The 21,390-nt window shown below is 60.6% G+C and carries 21 protein-coding genes; 12 read left to right on the top strand and 9 right to left on the bottom strand.

The annotated features are described in order from the left end of the window. Both MGMAQ_RS00525 and MGMAQ_RS00530 read right to left on the bottom strand, forming a co-directional pair. Nucleotides 1–867 carry a prephenate dehydratase gene (locus MGMAQ_RS00525; RefSeq protein ID WP_046019985.1) on the bottom strand — a complete coding sequence of 289 codons (867 nt, stop codon included), beginning with the start codon at nt 865–867 and terminating at the stop codon, nt 1–3. Between the two features lie 2 nt (nt 868–869). Beyond that, nucleotides 870–1,610, bottom strand: a complete 741-nt coding sequence (locus MGMAQ_RS00530) for a 3-deoxy-manno-octulosonate cytidylyltransferase (protein ID WP_046019986.1) — start codon at nt 1,608–1,610, stop codon at nt 870–872. Nucleotides 1,611–1,701: 91 nt separating this feature from the next. On the opposite strand from MGMAQ_RS00530, the gene hisN reads away from it, so the two are divergent. From hisN to MGMAQ_RS00565, 7 genes are all read left to right on the top strand, one after another. Further along, nucleotides 1,702–2,493: a histidinol-phosphatase gene (hisN, locus tag MGMAQ_RS00535; RefSeq protein ID WP_046022802.1), complete on the top strand. Its 792-nt coding sequence runs from the start codon at nt 1,702–1,704 to the stop codon at nt 2,491–2,493. A gap of 110 nt (nt 2,494–2,603) precedes the next feature. Further along, entirely contained in the window at nt 2,604–3,881 is a 1,278-nt protein-coding gene (locus MGMAQ_RS00540; RefSeq protein ID WP_052716012.1) for a diguanylate cyclase domain-containing protein, read from the top strand. 57 nt (nt 3,882–3,938) lie between these two features. After that, a complete protein-coding gene (locus MGMAQ_RS00545; protein WP_046019987.1) occupies nt 3,939–5,750 on the top strand; it encodes an extracellular solute-binding protein in 1,812 nt (603 codons plus the stop codon). A gap of 6 nt (nt 5,751–5,756) precedes the next feature. Next, nucleotides 5,757–6,854: a microcin C ABC transporter permease YejB gene (locus MGMAQ_RS00550; RefSeq protein WP_046019988.1), complete on the top strand. Its 1,098-nt coding sequence runs from the start codon at nt 5,757–5,759 to the stop codon at nt 6,852–6,854. Between the two features lie 211 nt (nt 6,855–7,065). Further along, on the top strand, nt 7,066–8,097 hold the full coding sequence (locus MGMAQ_RS00555; protein WP_046019989.1) for an ABC transporter permease: 1,032 nt from the start codon (nt 7,066–7,068) through the stop codon (nt 8,095–8,097). A gap of 8 nt (nt 8,098–8,105) precedes the next feature. Next, nucleotides 8,106–8,822: an FRG domain-containing protein gene (locus MGMAQ_RS00560; RefSeq protein ID WP_046019990.1), complete on the top strand. Its 717-nt coding sequence runs from the start codon at nt 8,106–8,108 to the stop codon at nt 8,820–8,822. Then, nucleotides 8,819–10,447 carry an ABC transporter ATP-binding protein gene (locus MGMAQ_RS00565; protein ID WP_046019991.1) on the top strand — a complete coding sequence of 543 codons (1,629 nt, stop codon included), beginning with the start codon at nt 8,819–8,821 and terminating at the stop codon, nt 10,445–10,447. The genes MGMAQ_RS00560 and MGMAQ_RS00565 overlap by 4 nt, the downstream gene beginning before the upstream one ends. Before the next feature lie 117 nt (nt 10,448–10,564). On the opposite strand, the gene MGMAQ_RS20890 is transcribed toward MGMAQ_RS00565, so the two are convergent. Next, entirely contained in the window at nt 10,565–11,104 is a 540-nt protein-coding gene (locus tag MGMAQ_RS20890; protein WP_046019992.1) for a hypothetical protein, read from the bottom strand. 63 nt (nt 11,105–11,167) lie between these two features. On the opposite strand from MGMAQ_RS20890, the gene MGMAQ_RS00575 reads away from it, so the two are divergent. Both MGMAQ_RS00575 and MGMAQ_RS00580 read left to right on the top strand, forming a co-directional pair. Next, entirely contained in the window at nt 11,168–12,538 is a 1,371-nt protein-coding gene (locus tag MGMAQ_RS00575) for a DUF1566 domain-containing protein (RefSeq protein WP_046019993.1), read from the top strand. A 92-nt stretch (nt 12,539–12,630) separates the two neighbouring features. After that, the gene (locus MGMAQ_RS00580) at nt 12,631–13,353 is read left to right on the top strand and encodes a transglutaminase-like cysteine peptidase (protein WP_052716013.1); all 723 of its coding nucleotides are present in this window, start codon (nt 12,631–12,633) and stop codon (nt 13,351–13,353) included. A gap of 24 nt (nt 13,354–13,377) precedes the next feature. Here the strand turns inward: MGMAQ_RS00580 and argB are convergent, their stop codons facing one another. Continuing rightward, nucleotides 13,378–14,292 (bottom strand): acetylglutamate kinase, encoded by a 915-nt coding sequence (gene argB / locus MGMAQ_RS00585; protein ID WP_046019994.1) that lies wholly within the window; start codon nt 14,290–14,292, stop codon nt 13,378–13,380. Nucleotides 14,293–14,568: 276 nt separating this feature from the next. Here argB and MGMAQ_RS00590 point away from each other — a divergent pair, with 276 nt between their 5' ends. Further along, nucleotides 14,569–15,696: a Fic family protein gene (locus MGMAQ_RS00590; protein WP_198409143.1), complete on the top strand. Its 1,128-nt coding sequence runs from the start codon at nt 14,569–14,571 to the stop codon at nt 15,694–15,696. Nucleotides 15,697–15,750: 54 nt separating this feature from the next. Here MGMAQ_RS00590 and yihA read toward each other — a convergent pair whose 3' ends face one another. Genes yihA through rpmH form a run of 5 tightly spaced genes read right to left on the bottom strand, consistent with a single transcriptional unit; the run spans nt 15,751 to nt 18,980 of the window. Further along, complete coding sequence (gene yihA / locus MGMAQ_RS00595; protein WP_198409144.1) at nt 15,751–16,422, bottom strand: ribosome biogenesis GTP-binding protein YihA/YsxC; 672 nt, start codon at nt 16,420–16,422, stop codon at nt 15,751–15,753. Further along, nucleotides 16,386–18,122, bottom strand: coding sequence for a membrane protein insertase YidC (yidC, locus tag MGMAQ_RS00600; RefSeq protein ID WP_046019996.1), 1,737 nt, complete (start codon nt 18,120–18,122; stop codon nt 16,386–16,388). Before yidC ends, yihA begins: the two co-directional genes overlap by 37 nt. A 4-nt stretch (nt 18,123–18,126) precedes the next feature. Further along, the gene (gene yidD, locus MGMAQ_RS00605; RefSeq protein WP_082085187.1) at nt 18,127–18,414 is read right to left on the bottom strand and encodes a membrane protein insertion efficiency factor YidD; all 288 of its coding nucleotides are present in this window, start codon (nt 18,412–18,414) and stop codon (nt 18,127–18,129) included. After that, entirely contained in the window at nt 18,411–18,806 is a 396-nt protein-coding gene (gene rnpA / locus MGMAQ_RS00610; RefSeq protein WP_046019997.1) for a ribonuclease P protein component, read from the bottom strand. The genes yidD and rnpA overlap by 4 nt, the downstream gene beginning before the upstream one ends. Nucleotides 18,807–18,845: 39 nt before the next feature. Continuing rightward, nucleotides 18,846–18,980: a 50S ribosomal protein L34 gene (gene rpmH / locus MGMAQ_RS00615; RefSeq protein ID WP_046019998.1), complete on the bottom strand. Its 135-nt coding sequence runs from the start codon at nt 18,978–18,980 to the stop codon at nt 18,846–18,848. A 235-nt stretch (nt 18,981–19,215) separates the two neighbouring features. Here rpmH and MGMAQ_RS00620 point away from each other — a divergent pair, with 235 nt between their 5' ends. Both MGMAQ_RS00620 and MGMAQ_RS00625 read left to right on the top strand, forming a co-directional pair. Further along, nucleotides 19,216–19,965, top strand: a complete 750-nt coding sequence (locus tag MGMAQ_RS00620) for a TVP38/TMEM64 family protein (protein ID WP_046019999.1) — start codon at nt 19,216–19,218, stop codon at nt 19,963–19,965. Continuing rightward, nucleotides 19,965–21,371, top strand: a complete 1,407-nt coding sequence (locus MGMAQ_RS00625; protein ID WP_046020000.1) for an NAD(P)/FAD-dependent oxidoreductase — start codon at nt 19,965–19,967, stop codon at nt 21,369–21,371. The genes MGMAQ_RS00620 and MGMAQ_RS00625 overlap by 1 nt, the downstream gene beginning before the upstream one ends. The last annotated feature ends 19 nt before the right edge of the window (nt 21,372–21,390 follow it).

The raw sequence follows: 21,390 nt of genomic DNA on the forward strand, positions 1-21,390 counted from the left end.
CTATTCTCCGCCGTTCACCACGTCCAGGAACCGATAAGGATGAGCCGGATAGACCCCGAGGATCGTGACCTCGTGGGAAAAGAACTGTAGTTCCTCGAGCGCCAGGCGCAAGGGCCGGTTCTCCGGGTGGCCTTCCACATCGGCATAGAACTGGGTGGCGGCAAAAGAGCCGCCAAGCATATAGCTTTCCAGCTTGGTCATGTTGATGCCGTTGGTGGCGAACCCGCCCAGGCCCTTGAACAGGGACGCCGGGACATTGCGCACCCGAAAGACAAAGGTGGTCATGATGCGACCGGCCTTGGGGTGCGGTACGATGGGTTCGCGGGCCAGGATCAAAAAGCGGGTGGTATTGTGGTCGGCATCCTCGATGTCGGCGCGCAGGGAGACCAAACCGTTCAATTCTCCGGCCAGCTCCGAGGCGATCACCGCCCGGGTCTTGTCCCCGGACTTGGCCAGGTCGGCCGCCGATCCGGCGGTATCCATGCAAACCACCGGCTCCAGCCCCAATTCGCCAATCAAATCCCGGCACTGGCCGAGTGCATGCACATGGGAATGCACATGGGTAATGTCTTCGACCCGGGCGCCCGGCACCGCCAGCAAGTGATGATTCACCCGTTGGAAATGCTCGCCGATGATATGCAGGCCCGATTGCGGCATGATGTGATGGATGTCGGCCACCCGGCCGGCCACCGAGTTCTCGATGGGAATCAGACCCAAGGCCGCTTGTCCGTTGGAGACAGCCGCAAAGGCATCCTCAAAGGAGCGACAGGGCAACGTGGTCATTTCCGGACGCAGCGATCGGCAGGCCAGATCGGAATAGGCGCCGGGCGAGCCCTGGAAGGCAATGGTCTTGCTGGGATCGGACATAACTATCTCAAGAGGTTGCGGGCCCGTTCAAGGTCGGCGGGAGTATCGACCCCGAGAGGCACCGTGTCAACGCGGGCCGCGTCGATACGCATGCCGTTTTCCAGGGCCCGGAGCTGTTCCAGTTTCTCGCGGCCCTCCAGGACCCCCGGTGGCAGGCTGACGAAGCGCTCAAGCGCCGCCCGCCGATAGGCATAGAGGCCGATGTGATGATACAGCGGTCCCGTGCCCGCGGGCACGGTGGCGCGACTGAAGTATAGGGCCCGTCCAATGTCCTGGTCCGGGGAAAAACCGACCACCGCCTTGACCACATTGGGATTGGTGCGCTCTTCGTCGTCGGTGATCTCGCAGACCGCCGTGGCCATATCCACCGCGTCGTCGGCCAGGGGCGCGAAGGTGGCACGGACAATTCCCGGGTCCAAGGTCGGTAGGTCCCCTTGCAAATTGATCACCGCATCGTGGCGGCCTTGGGGATCGACGGCCTGCAGGGCTTCGTAAATGCGGTCGGAGCCGGAGGGGTGGTCGGGGCGAGTCAACACCGCCTGACCACCAGCCTTCTCGATGGCCTCGGCGATTTCCACCTCGGCACAGGCCACCACCACCGGTCCCAGGTCCGCCTCCATGGCCCGGTGCCAGACCTGAACGATCATTGGTTCCCCATGGATGTCAGCCAAGGGCTTTCCGGGTAGCCGGGTGGAGGCCAAACGGGCGGGAATCAGAACAATGGGATGGGCGGGTAAAGTCATGCCTGGCAATTTACGCTGAACGACCCGTCGGACAAAAGGGTTTTGCGACCCCGTCCGGCGGTCTACCATGGCCGCCAAGGGGGAACGGTTCATGGATCGAGTTAAAGAAGATATCTGCCGGGACGAGATGATCGACCTGGCCAACCGGGCTGCCGATGCCGCGGCCGAAGTCATCATGGGTTTTTACCGCAGCGGCGTCACGGTGGAAGACAAGGCCGATACCAGCCCGGTGACCATCGCCGATCGCAAGGCCGAGATGGCCATTCGCCAAATGCTGGCCCAGGAAGTTCCGGATCACGGCATCCTCGGAGAAGAACACGGCGCCCACGATCTGGAAGCGGAATTCGTCTGGGTGCTCGATCCTATCGACGGCACCAAGGCCTTCATCTGTGGACAGCCCACTTTCGGCACCTTGATCGCCTTGATGCGCTGGGGGCGCCCGGTATTGGGCGTGATCAACCACCCGGCCTTGAACGAGCGCTGGGTCGGGGCTTTCGGCCATGGCACCACATTCAACGGGAGCCAGGTCAAAGTGCGCGACTGTGGCGGACTGGACAAGGCCGCCTTGTTCACCACCGACCCGGAAATGTTTACCGGAGATCTGCAGTCGTCCTATGACGCCCTGGCCGAAAAAGTGAAACTGCGCCGATTCGGGGTCGATTGTTACGCCTATGGGCTATTGGCGTCGGGCCATATCGATCTGGTTTGCGAGGCCCTGTTGCAACCTTACGACTATCTGGCTCCCGCCGCCGTGGTCGAAAATGCCGGTGGATTGATGACCGACTGGCAGGGTAACCCCTTGGGACTGAACAGTGATGGCAGGGTGCTGGCATCGGGAAGCGCGGCCAATCATCAGGCCGCCCTAGACCTTATACAAAATTAGTAGGCGCTTATAATCATTGGAACAATCCGGGATACGGCGTACAATCCCGTCAGTTGCTTGACCCCAGATCTCACTAAAACTATAAGTAATATCCGAAAAAAGAACGATAAATGGATGTAGATACTGCTGTGGATACGGACTTGCTCAAGCAGACGCTGGAGGCCGTCACGAACTTGGTCTGTTTGTGCCGGGAGGGGTCCATCACCTATATCAATACGGCGGGAGTCTCGCTGCTTGGGGCTCTATCCAAGGATCAAGTTCTTGGCCGCGCCCTGGCCGATTTCGTGCCTTCGGAGTATGGCGATCTCATGCGCGCGGACATGGGTGCCTTCGCCGAGGATGCCAACGGTACCCCCCTGAAAATTCATTCGCTCGACGGTTCGGTGCGCGACGCCGTGCTTTCCGTGACCCCATTGGAAGGCGAGCCGGGGACCTTTATCGTTGAAGTACGGGACATTTCCGATTTCCTGCGCGCTGCCCATGAAACCCAGCAACAAGAGCTAAAGCTGCGGCGCATTTTCGAATCCGTGGCCGACGGGATCGTCGCCATCGACGGACGGGGAATCATCCATACCTTCAACCCTGCCGCCGAGGCCATTTTTGGCTATCGCGCCACGGAGGTAATTGGCCAATCCATCGACCTTTTCATTCCCGAACAGGACAAAGGCTTTCACGGTTCGGCGATCAAGGACTATCGCAAGCGCGGCCATTCGGACGTTGTGGATAACACCCGCGATTTCCAAGCCCGCCGCAAGGATGGGACGATCTTCACCGCGGAAATCCGCGTTACCGAGATTGAAGAGGGACGGCATCGCAATTTCATCGCCACCATCCGCGATGTGACGGAAAAACGGGCCCAGGAGGAAAAAATCCGCCGTTTGGCCCATCACGACATTCTGACCGGGCTGCCCAACCGGGCGCTGCTCAAGGACCGGTTGAACCGTGCGGTGGCCCGCGCCCATCGTCAGGAGATCTATCTGGCGCTGATGTATGTGGATCTGGACAAATTCAAGCCTATCAATGACTTGTTCGGCCATGACGCGGGAGACGATGTGTTGCGCGGCGTGGCCGGAAGGCTGGTCAGCAGTGTGCGTGGCACCGATACGGTGGCTCGGGTGGGCGGCGATGAATTCGTGGTGCTCATCGAAAGCCTCAACGCGCCGGAGGAGGCGGGCAAGATCGCCGACAAGATTCTCACTTTGCTGTTGGCGCCCTTCCGAATCAAAGGGGCGGATGTCCATATCGGCGCCAGCATCGGTATCAGCCTGTTCCCGGTCCATGGGGAGGCTCCCGAAACCCTGATGAAGCGGGCCGACGAGGCCATGTACAAGGTCAAGGGCGCGGGCCGAAATTCCTTTGTTTATGCGGAAGGCGCTTCCCTGCCTTGATCCCGCCACGCGGAACGTCCATCATCGCCACCATTCTGTCCTTGGGAGAGCCGTTCCATGCGTTTCGCCGTCCTTGCCGCCGTGTTTTTTCTTGCCTTCGCCGCCCGGGCGGAAGATCCCCAGTGGGTCCATGCCATCGCCATGCATGGCAGTCCCAAATACAGCGCTGATTTTCCTCATTTCGATTACGTGAACCCTGAGGCCCCGAAAGGCGGTCGTGTCACTCTGGCCGAGATCGGTGGCTACGATTCGCTCAATCCCTTTATTCCCAAAGGCGAATCAGCGGGTGGCGCGGGAAGCATCTATGATTCCCTGACCATTGCGGCCCAGGACGAGGCCTTCACCCGCTACGGGCTGTTGGCCGAGGCCATGCGCCTGCCCGAGGATCGGTCCTGGATCGAATTCCGGCTGCATGCCGATGCCCGCTGGCACGACGGCCAGCCCGTGATCGCCGAGGACGTCAAGTGGACCTTCGAAACCCTTCTCGAAAAGGGCCAACCCTTTTATCGCTTCTACTACGGTGACGTGGAAAAGGTCACGGTGCTCGACAAATTGACCGTGCGCTTTGACTTCAAAGATGGCGAGAACCGGGAACTGCCGCTGATCATTTCCGAACTATCCATTCTGCCCAAGCACTACTGGGCCGACAAAGACTTCGAGAAAACCACCCTGACCCCGCCCTTGGGCAGCGGCGCCTACCGCATCTCCAAACTGGAGCCCAACCGTTCCCTGACCCTGGAACGGGTCGAGGATTACTGGGCCAAGGACCTGCCGGTCCACCGGGGCCAGGACAATTTCGACGTCATCCACTACGAGTTCTATCGCGATACCCCGGTGGCGGTGGAAGCCTTTAAGTCCGGCGCCTTTGATTTCCGCTCGGAGAATTCCTCGGTTACCTGGGCCACCTCTTACGATATCCCCGAGGTGGAAAAGGGGCTTCTGAACAAAATTACCGTCAATCATCAACAGGCTCAGGGCATGCAGGGTTTCGCCTTCAACCTGCGCAAACCCTTGTTCCAGGATCCGAAGGTGCGCCAGGCGCTGGCCTATGCTTTTGATTTCGAATGGTCCAACAAGAACCTGTTCTATGGTCAGTACAAGCGCACCCGGTCCTACTTCGACAATTCGGAACTGGCCGCCACCGGTCTGCCGGGACCGGCGGAACTGGCCATCTTGGAGCCCTATCGCGGCAGGATCCCCGATCAGGTCTTCACCACGGCGTACAATCCCCCGGCCACAAAGGGAGACGGCAAGATCCGCTCCAACCTGCGCATGGCCGATACCTTGCTGAAAGAGGCGGGCTGGGTGATCCGTGACAAGCAACGGGTCAACGGCGAGGGCACGCCCCTGGCCTTCGAGATCATGCTCTCGAGCCCTTTGTTCGAGCGCATCGTCTTGCCGATGAAAAAGAACCTGGAGCGCTTGGGCATCGCCGTGGAGGTGCGCCGGGTAGATTCATCCCAATATGTGGAACGTTGGCGCAAGCGGGACTTCGAGATGATCGTCCATACGGTGGGCCAGTCCCTGTCGCCGGGCAACGAGCAGCGGGGATTTTGGGGCACCGCCGCCGCCGATCAGCCGAGCAGCCGCAACATCATTGGCATCAAGGACCCGGTGATCGACGAGTTGATCGAATTGGTCATCTCGGCTCCCGACCGCGAGAGCTTGATTACCCGGGTCAAGGCCCTGGACCGGGTGCTGCAATGGGGTCATTACGTGATCCCCAATTGGCACACGCCCTATCAACGCATCCTTTTCTGGGACAAGTTCGGTCGCCCCGAGCCCACCAAGCTGCGCGGCACGATCTTCGGCACCTGGTGGGTGGACCCCGACAAGGTCGCCGCCTTGAAAAAGGCGCGTGGGAACTGATCGTCCATGGGCGCCTATATCCTCCGACGACTGTTTTTGATCGTGCCGACGTTACTCGGTATCATGATCATCAATTTCTTGATCATCCAGGCGGTGCCCGGCGGCCCGGTGGAACAGATCCTGGCCGAACTGCAAGGGGTGGCCCAGGACACCACTGCGCGCATCAGCGGCGGCGGTTCGGAGGTCAGCGGAGGGGGATCCGCCGCGCCCACCGGGGATTCGAAGTATCGCGGTGCCGAGGGATTGGATCCGGCTTTCGTCAAGGATCTGGAAAAGCGATTTGGCTTCGACAAGCCACTGCATGAGCGTTTCATGCTGATGATCGGCAGCTACCTTCGGTTCGATTTCGGCGACAGTTTTTTCCGCGATCAGTCGGTGATCGATCTGGTAGCGCAGAAGATGCCGGTCTCCATCTCCCTGGGGCTTTGGACCACCCTGTTCACCTATTTGATCTCCATTCCCCTGGGCATCGCCAAGGCGGTCCGCGACGGCTCGCGGTTCGATGTCTATAGCTCCGGGCTGGTGATCATCGGCAATGCCATCCCTTCGTTCCTGTTCGCCTTGTTGCTGATCATCCTCTTCGCGGGCGGACGCTATTGGGATGTTTTCCCTTTGCGCGGCCTGACCAGTTCCGACTTTGAGACCTTAAGCACCTGGGGTCAAATCAAGGATTACCTGTGGCATATCACCCTGCCCGTGGCCGCCATGACCATCGGCGGCTTTGCCGGGCTGACCATGCTGACGAAAAACTCGTTCCTCGATCAGATCCACCAGCAATATGTCATCACTGCCCGGGCCAAGGGGTTGACGGAACAACGGGTGCTCTATGGCCATGTGTTTCGCAATTCGATGCTGATCGTTATCGCCGGATTCCCCTCGGCCTTTGTCTCCATCCTGTTTTCCAGTGCCTTGCTGATCGAGATTATCTTTTCCCTCGACGGTCTCGGCCTGCTGGGCTGGGATGCCATCCAGAAGCGCGACTATCCGGTGATCTTCGGCACTTTGTACTTCTTTACCCTGCTGGGGCTGCTGATGAACCTCATCGGCGACATGATGTATCATGTGATCGATCCGCGCATCGACTTCGAGAAGCGGGAGGCGTGAGGAGGATGAACCGGTTCACACGCCGCCAAACCACGCCCTTCGAGGCCGGGCTATGCCAGGCACCTCTGGCCCGCCTCGCCCTTCGACAAGCTCAGGGTGAGGCTCTTGGTTCGTGTGTTGCAACTCTCATGCTGAGCCTGTCGAAGCATATCGGTCCACGAAGCCAGCGCGGGCGTCTGGAGCCTCTAAGTCTCGTCCCGAGGTGCGCCTTATGACCCCCCGCCTCACGCCCCTGACCCAACGCCGCCTGGCCAATTTTCGCGCCAACAAAAGGGGCTATTGGTCCTTGTGGCTGTTCTTAGGCCTGTTTTTCGTCAGCCTGTTCGCCGAACTTTTCGCCAATGACCGGCCTTTGGTGTTGGAATTCGAGGGCAGCTACTACTTCCCGATCCTGTTCGACTACCCGGAAACCACCTTTGGCGGATTCCTTGAAACCCCCACGGACTATGCCGATACGGAAGTCCAAGAGATGATCGAGGAAGGCGGCTGGATTCTCTGGCCTTTGGTGCCCTTCTCCTATGACACCATCAACTATCGCCTGGAGGTTCCCGCCCCGGCGCCGCCCTCGGCCATGAACTGGCTCGGCACCGACGACCAGGGCCGCGACGTGGTGGCGCGGTTGCTCTATGGCTTCCGCATTTCAGTGCTGTTCGGATTGATCCTGACCCTTATCAGTTCCATTGTCGGCATCGCGGCGGGCGCCGTGCAGGGCTATTTCGGTGGTCTGACCGATCTGTTGTTTCAGCGCTTCATCGAGATCTGGTCGGGGTTGCCGGTGCTCTATCTGCTGATTATCCTGGCCAGCGTGGTGGCGCCCAATTTCTGGTGGCTGTTGGGCTTGATGCTGCTGTTTTCCTGGATGAGTCTGGTGGGTGTGGTGCGGGCCGAGTTCCTGCGCGCCCGTAATCTGGACTATGTGCGCGCCGCCCGTGCCCTGGGAGTCTCCAATGCGGTGATCATGGCCAAGCACATCCTGCCCAACGCCATGGTCGCCACCATCACGTTCCTGCCGTTCATCCTGTCCGGTTCGCTGGTCACCCTGACCTCGCTGGATTTCCTCGGCTACGGTCTGCCCGCCGGATCGCCGTCCCTGGGCGAGTTGCTCAATCAGGGCAAGAATCACCTGCATGCCCCCTGGCTGGGTATCACCGCCTTTTTCGTTGTCGCGATCATGCTGAGCCTGTTGATTTTCATCGGCGAGGCCGTGCGCGACGCCTTCGATCCCCGCAAGACGTTCAAGTGAGGCGCCCCATGGTCGAACAGCATGTCGCCCGTAACTTCGCCGAACTGCATCAGGTGTTCAAGCGCTTCGAAAGCGATTCCAAATGGATGCATCGGGGCCATCGCGATGTGTCCAAGGTGCTCATGCCCAAGGCCGGACGGTCGCCGTTTTTCCATAAGCACCAGGAAGACTTCTTCCGGGCCTGGCAGCGCCGGGCGGTGGAATTCGTGCCCAACCCACCGCCGGACGACTGGGAATGGCTGGCCGTCGCCCAGCACCACGGCTTTTCCACCAAGCTATTGGATTGGAGCGGCAATCCGCTGATCGCCTGCTTTTTCGCCGTGTTCCGCAACGACGGCACCACCGATGCCTGCGTCCATTCCTTCAAGCCGCGCTACCGCATTCGACCACAGCCGGGGCTGTCGCCGTTCAATATCGAGCCGGGGGTGTGGGAATACCGGCCCAGCGCTTTCTCGCCGCGCATTTCCCGCCAGTTGGCCCGCTTCAGCGTCCACCAGCCCGCCGATTTGGACTTGCTGCATACCACTGAATTCGGCGCGCTGGAGACCACGGTCATCCCCCGCGACTACGTGGACGGGTTGCTGACCGAGTTGGATCATTACGGCTACAATGCCGCCACCGTGTTCCCTGACCTGGACGGACTTTCGGAGCATATGATCTGGATCGCCGGCCAACGGGACTTGCGCCAGCGCTTTTTGGAAGACGACAAGGAGTTGGGTATTTGACCGATCCGTTGCTCTGCATCAACGATCTGCATGTATCTTTTGGTCGCGGACCGGATGCGGTTCAGGCCGTACGCGGCGCATCGTTTTCCGTCGGCGCGGGCGAAACCGTCGCGCTGGTGGGCGAAAGCGGCTCGGGGAAATCTGTTACCGCCCTGTCGGTGTTACAGCTGCTGCCCTATCCCCTGGCCCATCATCCCAAGGGGTCGGTGACCTTCCGTGGCGAAGAACTGATCGGCGCCTCGGCCCGGCGTCTGCGACAGATTCGCGGCGACCGTATCGCGATGATCTTCCAGGAGCCTCTGACCAGCCTCAACCCGCTGCATTCCATCGAGAAGCAGATCGCCGAAGTGCTCTATGTGCACAAGGCCATGGGCCCCAGAGCCGTGCGGGCGCGGGTGGAGGAACTGATGGACCTGGTGGGCCTGAGCGAGCAGATCCCCCGGCTCAAGGCCCTGCCGCACGAGTTCTCCGGCGGCCAGCAGCAACGGGTGATGATCGCCATGGCCCTGGCCAACGAGCCGGATCTGTTGATCGCCGACGAGCCAACCACGGCCCTGGACGTGACCGTACAGGCCCAGGTGCTCAAGTTGCTCAAGGATCTGCAGGCCAAACTGCATATGTCGTTGCTGCTCATTACCCATGACCTGGGCATCGTGCGCAACATGGCCGAACGGGTCTGCGTGATGACCGACGGGGAAATCGTCGAGCAAGGCGGCACGGAACAGATCTTCCAATTCCCCGACCATCCCTATACCCAACACCTCTTGGCCGCCGAGCCCAAGGGCCGCCCGGACCCGGCCCCCGCCGGGGCGGAAGAGATCATCGACAGCACCGACCTGAAGGTCTGGTTCCCGATCAAGAAGGGTCTGATCCGCCGCACGGTGGGCCATGTGAAGGCGGTGGACGGCATTTCGCTGACCCTCAAACGCGGCCATACCCTGGGAATCGTCGGCGAGAGCGGCTCGGGAAAGACCACCCTGGGCCGTGCCTTGCTGCGGCTGGAACCTTCCCAAGGACCCATCGTGTTCATCGGTGATCGCATCGATGGCCAAACCTTCAGGCAGCTACGCCCCCTGCGCCGCCATATGCAGATGGTGTTTCAAGATCCCTTCGGCTCGCTCAGTCCGCGCCTGTCGGTCTATCAGATCGTCGAGGAAGGCCTTTTGGTGCACAAGATGGGCGGCAGCTACGAAGAGCGCCGCAAGCTGGTCGCCGACACCCTGGCGGAGGTGGGCCTCGACCCGGCGACCATGGACCGCTATCCGCACGAATTCTCCGGCGGTCAGCGGCAACGGGTTTCCATCGCCCGCGCTCTCGTTTTGAAACCATCGTTCATCGTGCTCGACGAGCCCACCTCGGCCCTGGACATGTCGGTCCAGGCCCAGGTGGTGGAGTTGCTACGGCAACTGCAAACAGACCATGACCTGACCTACCTGTTCATCAGCCACGATCTCAAGGTGGTCCGCGCCCTGGCCCATGAGGTGCTGGTCATGCGCGCCGGAAAGGTCGTCGAGCAGGGTCCGGCGGAAACCATCTTCGCCAGCCCCAAGGAGCCCTATACCCAGGCCCTCATGGCAGCGGCGTTCGAATTGAAGGCCGACGAGAGCGGGGTGGTGGGGATGTAAGCCCTTGGGCTCGCGCCGATCCTCCATTCCAAGCCCGTCCAAACCATGTTTATAATTCGGTCCAACCCAACCGCAGGGAGGACCCACCGCATGGCTGAGCGGAAAAATCTGAGCCGTCTATTCGCCGCCACCGCGCTTGCCGCCGTTCTTTGGGGGACGGGTCCAATGGCGCAGGAGCAGACAGACACGCCGCCGCCAGGGCAATGGCAAGGGGGGCCGCCACCGCAGGGCCAACAGGGCAACTGGCAGGGCGGGCCGCCTCCTAGAGGACAGCAGGGACAATGGCAGGGCGGTCCCCGGCAAGGCGGTCAGTCGGGAAACTGGCAGGGGGGTCCGCCACCGCAGGGCCAACAGGGCAACTGGCAAGGTGGGCCGCCTCCCCAAGGCCCGCAAGGACAATGGCAGGGCGGCCCTCGGCGAGGCGGCCAGCAAGGTGGCTGGCAGGGTGGTCCGCCCCCCCGTGGGCAGCAAGGCGGTCCCCAACAGGGTGGCCAGCAAGGCGGTTGGCAGAGTGGCCCACCGCCGCAAGGCCAGCAGGGAAATTGGCAAGGCGGACCCCCGCCGCAAGGCCAGCAGGGCCAACCCCAACAAGGGGGCCAACAGGGCACTTGGCAGGGCAACCAACAGCAAGGACAGCCGGGTGCCTGGAATCCGCAATGAGGCACCTCCCTAACGGATGCCAGGACCCCATTGGACCCGACGCCACAAAGGAGATAGGCCATGTACCGCTTCCCGACCCTTGCCTTTGCCGCCGCCCTGGCTCTTCCCTTAGCCGCCCAGGCTGACCAGAGCCGCGAGATCGGCACCAGTTACCGGGTCGTCGATACCGGCCAAAGCCAGTGTTACGACACCGGCGACAGCTGGGGCTCGCCGCGCATGGACTGCAAGGCCTCGGGCCCACTTTCGGGGCAGGATGCGCAATATACCATCAACTCGCCCCGTTACCGCGACAACGGCGACGGCACGGTCTCTGATTTGGTAACCGGGTTGATGTGGGAACGGGCCTTCCGCCGCAACGTGGCCTGGAACAGCGCGGCGGGTCAAGCCCGGCAGGCCACCACCGGCGGCCATCGGGATTGGCGGGTGCCGTCGACCAAGGAGCTCTATTCGCTGATCAATTTCGATGGGGTCACCGGGCGCATGAATCCCGGCTCGACGACCAAGCCGTCGGACGCCGAGCCCTATTTGAACACCGAGCTGTTCGACTTCGAGTATCCCTCCGACACGCCATCGGGCAGCTATGGCCGATCGGTACGCTACATCGACGCCCAATATATCGCCGCGACGGTCTACCGGGGCTATACCATGCACCGCAACGACACCTTCTTCGGGGTCAATTTCGCCGATGGCCGGATCAAGGGCTATCCGATCCGTGGCAAGCAGGGCAAAGCAGGGTTTTACCTGCGTCTGGTGCGCGGTAATCCGGCCTATGGCATCAACAAGTTCGCCAACAACGGCGACGGCACGGCCACCGATGCCGCCACCGGGCTGACCTGGATGATCGGTGATTCCGGCCACCGCCATTTCCGCGACCGGCTGACCGATACCCGGGCCCAGGACGGTCGCATGGACTGGGTGGAGGCCCTGGCCTTCTGCGAGGACTTAGATTTCGCGGGCCAAACCGATTGGCGACTGCCCAACGCCAAGGAACTGCACAGCCTGCTCGACTATTCCCGCTCGCCGCAGAACAACGGCTCGGCGGCGTTGGATCCGCTGTTCCACGCCAGCCAGATCACCGATGAGCGGGGCCGGAGCAACTTCCCCGGCTACTGGTCCTCCACGTCGTTGCTCGATGGACGGAACCCGGGGGACCAGGGCATCGTGGTCTTTTTCGGCGAGGCCCTGGGTGCTTTTTCACCGCCGGGCCAGGGTCGGGGCCAAGGCGGCGGCATGGGCGGCGGCAAAATGGGCGGGCCGGGCATGGGCGCCCAGAGCGTTGGTGAGCGGTCGTCGATCATCGACGTGCATGGCGCCGGAGCCCAGCGTTCCGACCCCAAGGTGGGTGATTTCGACAAGTATCCTGTCTGGGGACATGGACCACAAGGCGATGTGCGGCGGGTCTATAACCATGCGCGCTGCGTGCGCGGGTGAACCGTTGGCGCGCCGGGCTGTCAATTTCCCGCGAGCAGCGACGGCCATCACTTGTTGCATGAAATTTTCCTGGTATCTTTCAGGGTATGACGATGATGCGAGTCCTCTTTGCCGCCTGGATCGGTTTGGCCCTGTTGGCCGGGCCAGGGATCATGACGTCTTCCGCCGAGGCCGCCGCCGCGGAGGCGACCAAGAAAACCGTCACGAAAAAGAAAACGTCTGACAAATCCAAGAAAAAATGGGCGCGCGCCAAGCCGGGTGTCTTCAAGTCCAAGGAAATCAAGTCCACCAATTTCAAGCCGTTTAAGAAGTGGCGTGCGGCCATGGACCGCTACATCAAGCAGGCCAAGAAGAAAGAAGGCCCCTGCACCGCCACCAAGCTCAATGGCTGCCACTACAAGCACTGGATGGACTACCTGGAAAAGATCAAGAGCCTCGACAAAATGACTCAGATCAAAAAGGTCAACCGCTACATGAATCAGCGGCGCTACATCACCGACCCGAAAAACTGGGGCAAGAAGGATTTCTGGGCCACGCCGGGCGAATTCCTGGACAAGCGCGGCGATTGCGAGGACTACTCCATCGCTAAATACATGTCCCTCAAGAAGCTGGGCTTCGACGAGATGTCCTTGCGCATCATCGCGGTCAAGGACCAGAACCTCAAGGTCGGCCACGCCATCCTCGGCGTCTATCTTGATGGCAAAATTTACATCCTCGACAACCAGGTCAAACAGGTCACCGAGGACAAGAGTATCCGCCACTACAAGCCGGTGTTCTCCATTAACGAGAAAGCCTGGTGGCGGCATCGCGGCTGATTATTCGGCGATTTTCCGATCCGATCAATTGTCGTGATGAATCAGCGTCCCGACCCCGTGGGCGGTAAAGGTCTCCAACAGCAACGCATGGGGCACCCGACCATCGAGAATGACCGCGGCGCTGACACCGTTCTTCAAGGCATCAAGACAGGTTTCCACCTTGGGGATCATGCCGCCATGGATGGTGCCGTCGGCGATCATGGATTTGGCCTGCGAGACCGAGATGGTTGGCATCAACTCGCCGTCCTTACCCAGGACCCCGGGCACGTCGGTGAGCATCAACAAGCGTCGGGCATGCAGCGATCCGGCAATGGCTCCGGCGGCGGTATCGGCGTTGATATTGTAAGTTTCCCCCTTGGGGCCATGGCCGATGGGGGCGATGACCGGGATGATGTCGGTCTCTTCGAAGAAATCGAGGATATGCGGGGTGATCTCCGCCGGTTCGCCGACAAAACCCAGATCCAGCAGGCTCTCGATGTTGGATTCCGGGTCGCGGCGGGTGCGGTGCAGCTTGGTGGCCCGGATCAAATGGCCATCCTTGCCCGACAGGCCGACGGCGAATCCGCCCGCCTCGTTGATGGCCGAGACGATCTGTTTATTGATGGATCCGGCCAGGACCATTTCCACCACGTCCACGGTGGCCTGATCGGTGACCCGCAGGCCATCGATAAATTCGCTGGCGATTTTCAATTTCTCGAGCATCTTGCCGATCTGGGGCCCACCGCCATGCACCACCACCGGATTGATGCCCACCTGACGCATCAGCACGATGTCGCGGGCGAAAAGTTGGGATAGCTCGCCATCGCCCATGGCATGGCCGCCATATTTGACGACGAAGCTTTGGCCCGAGTACTTGCGCATGAAGGGCAGGGCCTCGGACAGGGTGGCCGCCTGGGCCAGCCATTCCTCGTGGGTCTTTTCGGGTTTGCTGTCGGTCATGGGCTTCTCAAATACGTTGCTTACATTTTGGAACTTGGTCCAGCCTCATAATCCCTTTCTCTTCGCGATGCGAGTAATTTTGTATATCAAATTCCTCAAAAAATGATTGGCAAGGATTGTTGATGTGAATGCATGAAGGTCAAATCAGTTTGATCAACGCTTTTTCGTAAATTTGATCGACAAATTGGTTTGATGTACACATGATGCTATCAAAATGCGTTGAGCACCGAATTTTCCGAATTTTGAACATCAAAATTCCATTACGGATAGATGCCCATGGATGATCTCGATTTAAAAGACGCCGTCGAGTACCATTACGGTAATTTTCCGCCCAGAGAGCTCGATTACAAAACCCTTCTCAGCGTATCGAATTCAGCCGCCGCGGCCCTCGCTCGGTATGACCAGTACATCCGGAGCATGCATAACAGCGAATTGCTTTTGGCACCACTGAGAAGTCAGGAAGCGGTCATTTCATCGCGAATGGAGGGCACTGTCACGACACTGGACGAAGTCCTCAGATACGAAGCTGATCAAATATCGGACGAAGCTCCATTAGGGCCCGCTTCCAGGGACGATGTCATTGAAACATACCTGTATCATCGGGCCATGCAGCAGGCCAGAACGGGAATCGAGAACGGCTCTCGTATTTCCGAATGGCTTATCCGATCCGCCCACCAGACGCTTTTGGGATTTGGTCGGGGCGCGGACAAGTCGCCGGGTGACTATAAGGTCGAGCAGAACTATCTGGTTGATCGGCGGAAAAAAAAGGTCCTATTCGTTCCGATCAGCCCCGATCGATTGCGCGATGGCATGGAATGCCTGATCCATTTCATCGAAGATGATGGAAATGATCCTTTGCTGCGAACCGCCATCGCCCATATTGAGTTCGAAGCCCTGCATCCGTTCAAGGATGGCAATGGCCGGATCGGAAGAATGCTGATTCCTCTGATGCTATGGCAGTATGGATTGCTTTCCGCTCCTCACTTCTATGTCAGCGCCTATCTCGAAGCACAAAGAGATGATTACATTGACCGCATGCGCGACGTATCCGCCTCCGGGTCTTGGACGGAGTGGTGCTTGTTCTTTTTTGAGGCACTGGAAAACCAAGCGAAGGAAAATATCCAAGTTGCCGAGCAGATCGGAGCTCTTTATGAGGAGATGAAGGACGTTTTCCGGGGTACATTATCCTCCAAATGGGGCATGAACGCTCTGGATGCGATTTTCTCCCGACCAGTGTTCAGGAACAACTCGTTTACAAGATACAGTGGCGTGCCGAGCGCAACTGCCGCCCGCTTTACCCGCGCATTGGTCGAGAAGGATCTCTTGATCACAATAGAGCCCGCATCGGGCCGCCGGGCCGCACTCTACGCCTTCGAGCCGTTGCTGAAGATCATCCGCCGCTGATCGATTCCAATAGGATCGCCCCTGTTTAATGGGCCCGAATGGACCCGACAGGCGTTAGCGCGCCAGCCCCGCCAGCGCCGCGCGCATCTCCTCGATGCCGCCGCCTTTTCTGGACGACGTGGCGAGGATATGCGGGTGGGCGGCCACATGCTGTTCCAGGTCGGCGATGGTGCGGGCCATCAAGGCTTCCCGGGCCGCCGCCTTGATCTTGTCCTGTTTGGTCAGCACCACCTGAAACGGGACCGCCGACTGATCCAGCAGGCTCATGACTTCATCATCGTTGTTCTTGATGCCGTGGCGGCTGTCGATGAGCACGAGCACCCGGCGCAGGTTGGGGCGTCCGCGCAGGTAGTCGAGAATCAGCCAGGTCCAATTCTCCACCTTGGCCTTGGGGGCGCTGGCATAACCATAGCCGGGCAGGTCGGCAATCATCAGCTTGTCGTCGAGGGTAAAGAAGTTCAGTTCCTGGGTGCGGCCCGGGGTATTGGAGGTCCGCGCCAGTTCCTTGCGCCGGGTCAGGGCGTTGATCAGGCTCGACTTGCCGACGTTGGAGCGTCCGGCAAAGGCGACCTCGGGCAGGCTCGGTGGCGGCAGGTGATCCATATCCACCGCCCCCATGACGAAGCGGCATTCCCGGGCGAACAACAAGCGCCCGGATTCCCGCTCCTCGGGGCTGAAGGTCTCGCCGCTCAGGGGGCGACCCCCATGCGGCGCATGATCACCCACTGCTGGGCAATGGACAGCACGTTGTTCCACACCCAATAGATCACCAGTCCGGCCGGGAAGCTGGCCAGCATGATGGTGAATACAAACGGCAGGAACATGAAAATCTTGGCCTGAATCGGATCAGCGGGTGCCGGGTTCAGCTTCTGCTGCAGGTACATGGTGATACCCATGAGCAACGGCCAGACACCGATGATCAGGAAGGTCGGCGGGTCCCAGGGGATCAATCCGAACAGATTGAACAAAGAGGTGGGATCCTGCACCGACAGATCCTGAATCCAGCCGAAAAACGGCGCCTGACGCATCTCGATGGTGACAAACAGCACCTTGTAGAGCGAGAAGAACACCGGAATCTGCACCAGCATGGGCAGGCAACCGGCGGCAGGATTGGCTTTCTCTTTCTTGTACAGGGCCATCATTTCTTGGTTCAGGCGCGCCTTGTCGTCCTTGAACCGTTCTTGCAGCTTCTTCATTTCCGGCTGCAATTTCTTCATCTTGCTCATGGCCCGATAGGAGGTATTGGCCAGCGGGTAGAACAGCGCCTTGATGCAAACGGTCAACAACAAGATGGCGACGCCGAGATTGCCGACGAACTTGTTGATGAACAGCAAGGCCAAAAAGATCGGCTTGGTGAGGAAGTAGAACCAGCCGAAATCAATGGCCAGATCGAAATTGGTGATGCCCATGTCGTTGGCATAGCCGTCGAGCAGTTCCACTTCCTTGGCGCCTGCGAACAGATGGCTGGTGGCAACCGCCTCGCCGCCCGGCTGCACAGTAACCACGGCACCGGTGAAATCGGCCTGATAGCGATCCCCGTTGCCAACGGTTTTATAGTGGAAACGACCGTTGATGGGCTGGGTCTGATCGGGGATGACGGCGGCCAGCCAGTACTTGTCGGTGATGCCCAGCCAGCCGCCGGTGCTGGTCAGGGTCTTGGTCTTTTCCTCTTTCAGATCATCATAGTCCACTTCTTCCAACGTGCCGTCGAAGACCCCCAATAGACCCTCGTGCAGGATATAAAACTGAGTGGTTTCCGGTGTTTCGTGGCGGGAAACCAAGCCATAGGGCGCCATGGACAGGGGCTGATCGGTGTTGTTGGTCACCGTCTGCCGGATGTGGAACATGTACTGCTGATCAAGGGAGATGACGCGCTTGAAGACCACGCCATGGCCGTTGTCCCAGGTCAGGGTTACCGGGCTGTCGGGACTCAGGGTCTCGCGGTCGGTGGTCCAGACGTCCTCGGCGGTGGGTAGGCGGATGCCGCCTCCGGCCACCGGGACCCAGCCGAACTCGGCGAAATAGGCATGGGGGGCGCCGGACGGCGAAAACAAGGTGATGGGGTCGCTGTCCTCGGCCAGTTCCTCGCGATAGGTGCTGAGGATCAGGTCGTCGATGCGGCTGCCCTTGAGCGAAATGGAGCCGGTCAGGCGCTCGGATTCGATGCGCAGTCTGGGAGCCTTGGCCAAAGTGTTACTGCGGACTTCCGCCTCTGTGCCACCGAGAACCGGGGCGCTGATCGACCCCGGCGGCACGGCGGCGGCTGACTGGCCAGACGGCGGAACCATGCCCGCGGTGCCGTCAGCCTGTTCGCCGGTGACCGGCGTGACAGGGGCCGGCTCGGGTGGCGGAAACAGCACCTGCCATCCAAGCAGAATGCCGATGGACAGCGCGATGGCCAGGATCAGGTTGCGTTGGTTGTCCATCTTCTTAAGGTCCCTTTTCCCGATCGCCCGCCGGGCTATGCTCATTACAGGTATGACCGTCACCCTCCCCGGTGCCGGGCACGGGATCGTATCCCATGCCGCCCCAAGGATGGCAACGTCCGATGCGCTTGGCCGCCAGCCAGCCGCCACGCAATGCCCCATGCCGGGCCAAGGCTTCCATGGCGTACTGGGAGCAGGTTGGCTGATACCGGCAAGTGGACGGTAGGACGGGGGATAGCAGAAGCTGATAGCCCCGCACAAGAGCCCGTAACACCCAAGCGGCCGGACTCATGAACTTTCTCCCGGCGCGGAGTCGCCTTCTTTGTAGAGTTTCAGCCGTTTCAGGGATTTGGTCAGGTCTTCGAGCAACTTGCCGAAGGGGCGCTCGGGCGTGGCGGCGCGACCGATAATCACATAGTCGTGGCCCGCGAGGGCATGATCGGCGAGGATTTGCTCGGCGGCGGCCCGCAACCGACGGCGGGCGCGGTTGCGAATCACCGCGTTTCCCACTTTTTTGCTGACCGTGAATCCAACCCGCGCGGAGTCGCCCTCAAACGCAAAACGCTCGCGGCCATGGCGGCGGCGAGCTTGCAGAATCAAACCGGGGGTGACGGATTTCAGACCCGACCGGGCGGCACGGAGAAATTCCGCGCGACGCTTCAAATGGGGCAAAGCCGCGCCCATGACCGGTCTCCGGGTTTAGCGAGAGGTCGCAAGGCGTCCTTAGGCGGACAGCTTCTTGCGACCCTTGCGACGACGATTGGTCACCACCCGAATGCCTCCGACGGAGGACATGCGGCTACGGAATCCGTGCCGACGCTTGCGGATCAGGCGGCTGGGTTGAAAAGTGCGTTTCACGGGTCTTCTCCGAATACAGTTGCGGCGCCATCCCGCCCATGCAGGGGCGCGCGAAATCGAGCCCCGCTGTATAAGGGGTCGGTCGGCGCAAGTCAACGTTCCGTTACAAAAAGCCTTTCGGTCACGGAACCGTGACCCGATCGGCCGGGCATGTGACTGGCGACAACAGGGTTTCGTCGTAATATCCTGTTGTACCGACGTTCACCACCGTTGAATCAATCACCGAGCCTAGTTTATGTCCGATTCCGTTGCCGCCTCTCCCAAAAAGGCTCGTCTGAGCGTCAAACGGCTGTTGCCGCTGTTCGTCATTGCCGCCGGGTTCGCGGCCTTTTTCGCGTTTGGTCTGCACAACTATTTCACCTGGCAGACCCTGGCCGATAACCGCACCGCACTGATGGAGTGGAAAAACAACAACATGGTTTTCGCCAGTGCGGCCCTGGTGGTGATCTATGCGGTGGTGGTCGCCTTGTCTTTGCCGGTGGCGGCGCTGATCACACCGGTGGCCGGTTTCCTGTTCGGCTTGATGGAAGGCGCGCTGTACTCCCTGGTCGGTGCGACCATTGGCGCGGTGGCGGTGTTCTTTGCCGCTCGCTATGCCCTGGCCGACTTTTTTCATGCCCGGGCGGGCAAGGCCTTGCATCGCATGGAAGACGGATTCAAGGAAAACGCCCTGAGCTACATGCTGGTCTTGCGGTTGGTGCCGCTGTTTCCGTTTTTCCTGGTCAATCTGGTGCCGGGGCTGTTGGGCGTGCCTTTCCGCGCCTATCTGATCGGCACGGTGATCGGCATGATCCCCGGCGCTTTTGTCTATGCCAGCGTTGGGAACGGCCTGGGCGCGGTTTTCGATGCTGGGGAGACCCCGGACATGGGCATCATCTTCCAACCCGCGGTGTTTGGGCCCATTCTCGGCATTGCCCTTCTGGCACTGATTCCCGTCGCTTATAAAGAAGTACAACGACGACGAAAAAAACGGGAGGCGCGCTGATGGGTGAGCGGTCGGTCGATCTTTGCGTTATTGGGGCCGGTGCGGGCGGCCTGTCGGTGGCTGCCGGGGCATCGCAGATGGGCGCCTCCACCCTTCTCATTGAAAAAGGCGTCATGGGCGGCGACTGCCTGAATTATGGCTGCGTCCCGTCCAAGGCCTTGCTGGCCGCCGGTCATGCCGCCGATGCCATGCGCCGGGGAGAGCGATTCGGCATTACCGCGCAAGAACCGGCGATCGATCCCAAGGGGGTCTACGGCCATGTACAAGGAGTCATCGCCGGGATTGCTCCGCATGATTCACAGGAACGATTCGAAGGCTTGGGTGTCACCGTGCTGCGCGGCGCGGCGCGATTTGTCGACGGCGCCACCGTGGCGGTGGGCGATGACCGCATCCGGGCGCGGCGGTTTGTCATTGCCACCGGCTCTTCGGCCCTGGTTCCACCGATTCCCGGATTGGACGGGGTGGACTACCTGACCAACGAGACCCTGTTCGATCTGCCCGCCATCCCCGAACATCTGCTGATCATCGGCGGCGGCCCCATTGGTGTCGAGATGGCCCAGGCCCATCGGCATCTTGGGGCCCGCGTCACTTTGTTGGAAGCCGCCACCTTGATGCCCCGGGATGACCAGGAACTGGTGGATGTGGTGCGCAAACGGCTGCGCGCCGACGGCATCACCCTTCACGAAGGCGCCAAAGTCACCGCCGTCGGCGCGGGACCCTCGGTCACCGTCGAGGGTGTCGGTGAAATTGCTGGGTCTCATGTGCTGGTGGCCGCCGGACGGCGCCCCAACATCGAAGGTCTGGACCTGGACAAAGCAGGCATCGCGGCGGATCGGGCCGGGATCACCGTGGACGGCCGCCTGCGCACCACCAACAAGAAAGTTTTTGCCATCGGCGACGTGGCAGGGGGCATGCAGTTCACCCACGTGGCCGGATATCACGCCGGGATCATCATCAAAAACGCCCTATTCCGCATGCCCGCCAAGGCCGACATGCGAGCCGTGCCCTGGGTCACCTACTCATCGCCTGAATTGGCCGGCGTGGGTCTGAGCGAAGAACAGGCGATGGCCAAGCATTCAAAGAACCTGCGGGTGCTGCGCTGGTCCATGGGCGAGAACGACCGGGCGCGGGCGGAAGCCGAGACCGAAGGTATGATCAAGGTCTTGGTCACCAAGAAAGGCCAAATCCTCGGCGCCACCATCGTCGGCGCGCGGGCCGGGGAATTGATTCAGGTCTGGGCCCTGGCCCTATCGCAGAAGCTGAAGATCGGCGCCGTGGCACAGATGATCGCTCCCTATCCAACCCTGGGCGAGTTGAACAAACGCGCCGCCGGGACGTTCTATACGCCGACCCTGTTTTCCAAACGCACCCGCGGCATCGTGCGATTCCTGTCGCGCTTCGGCTGAGCTTGCCGCATCATTCGGG

This window comes from Magnetospira sp. QH-2, from assembly GCF_000968135.1.
GTDB lineage: Bacteria > Pseudomonadota > Alphaproteobacteria > Rhodospirillales > Magnetospiraceae > Magnetospira.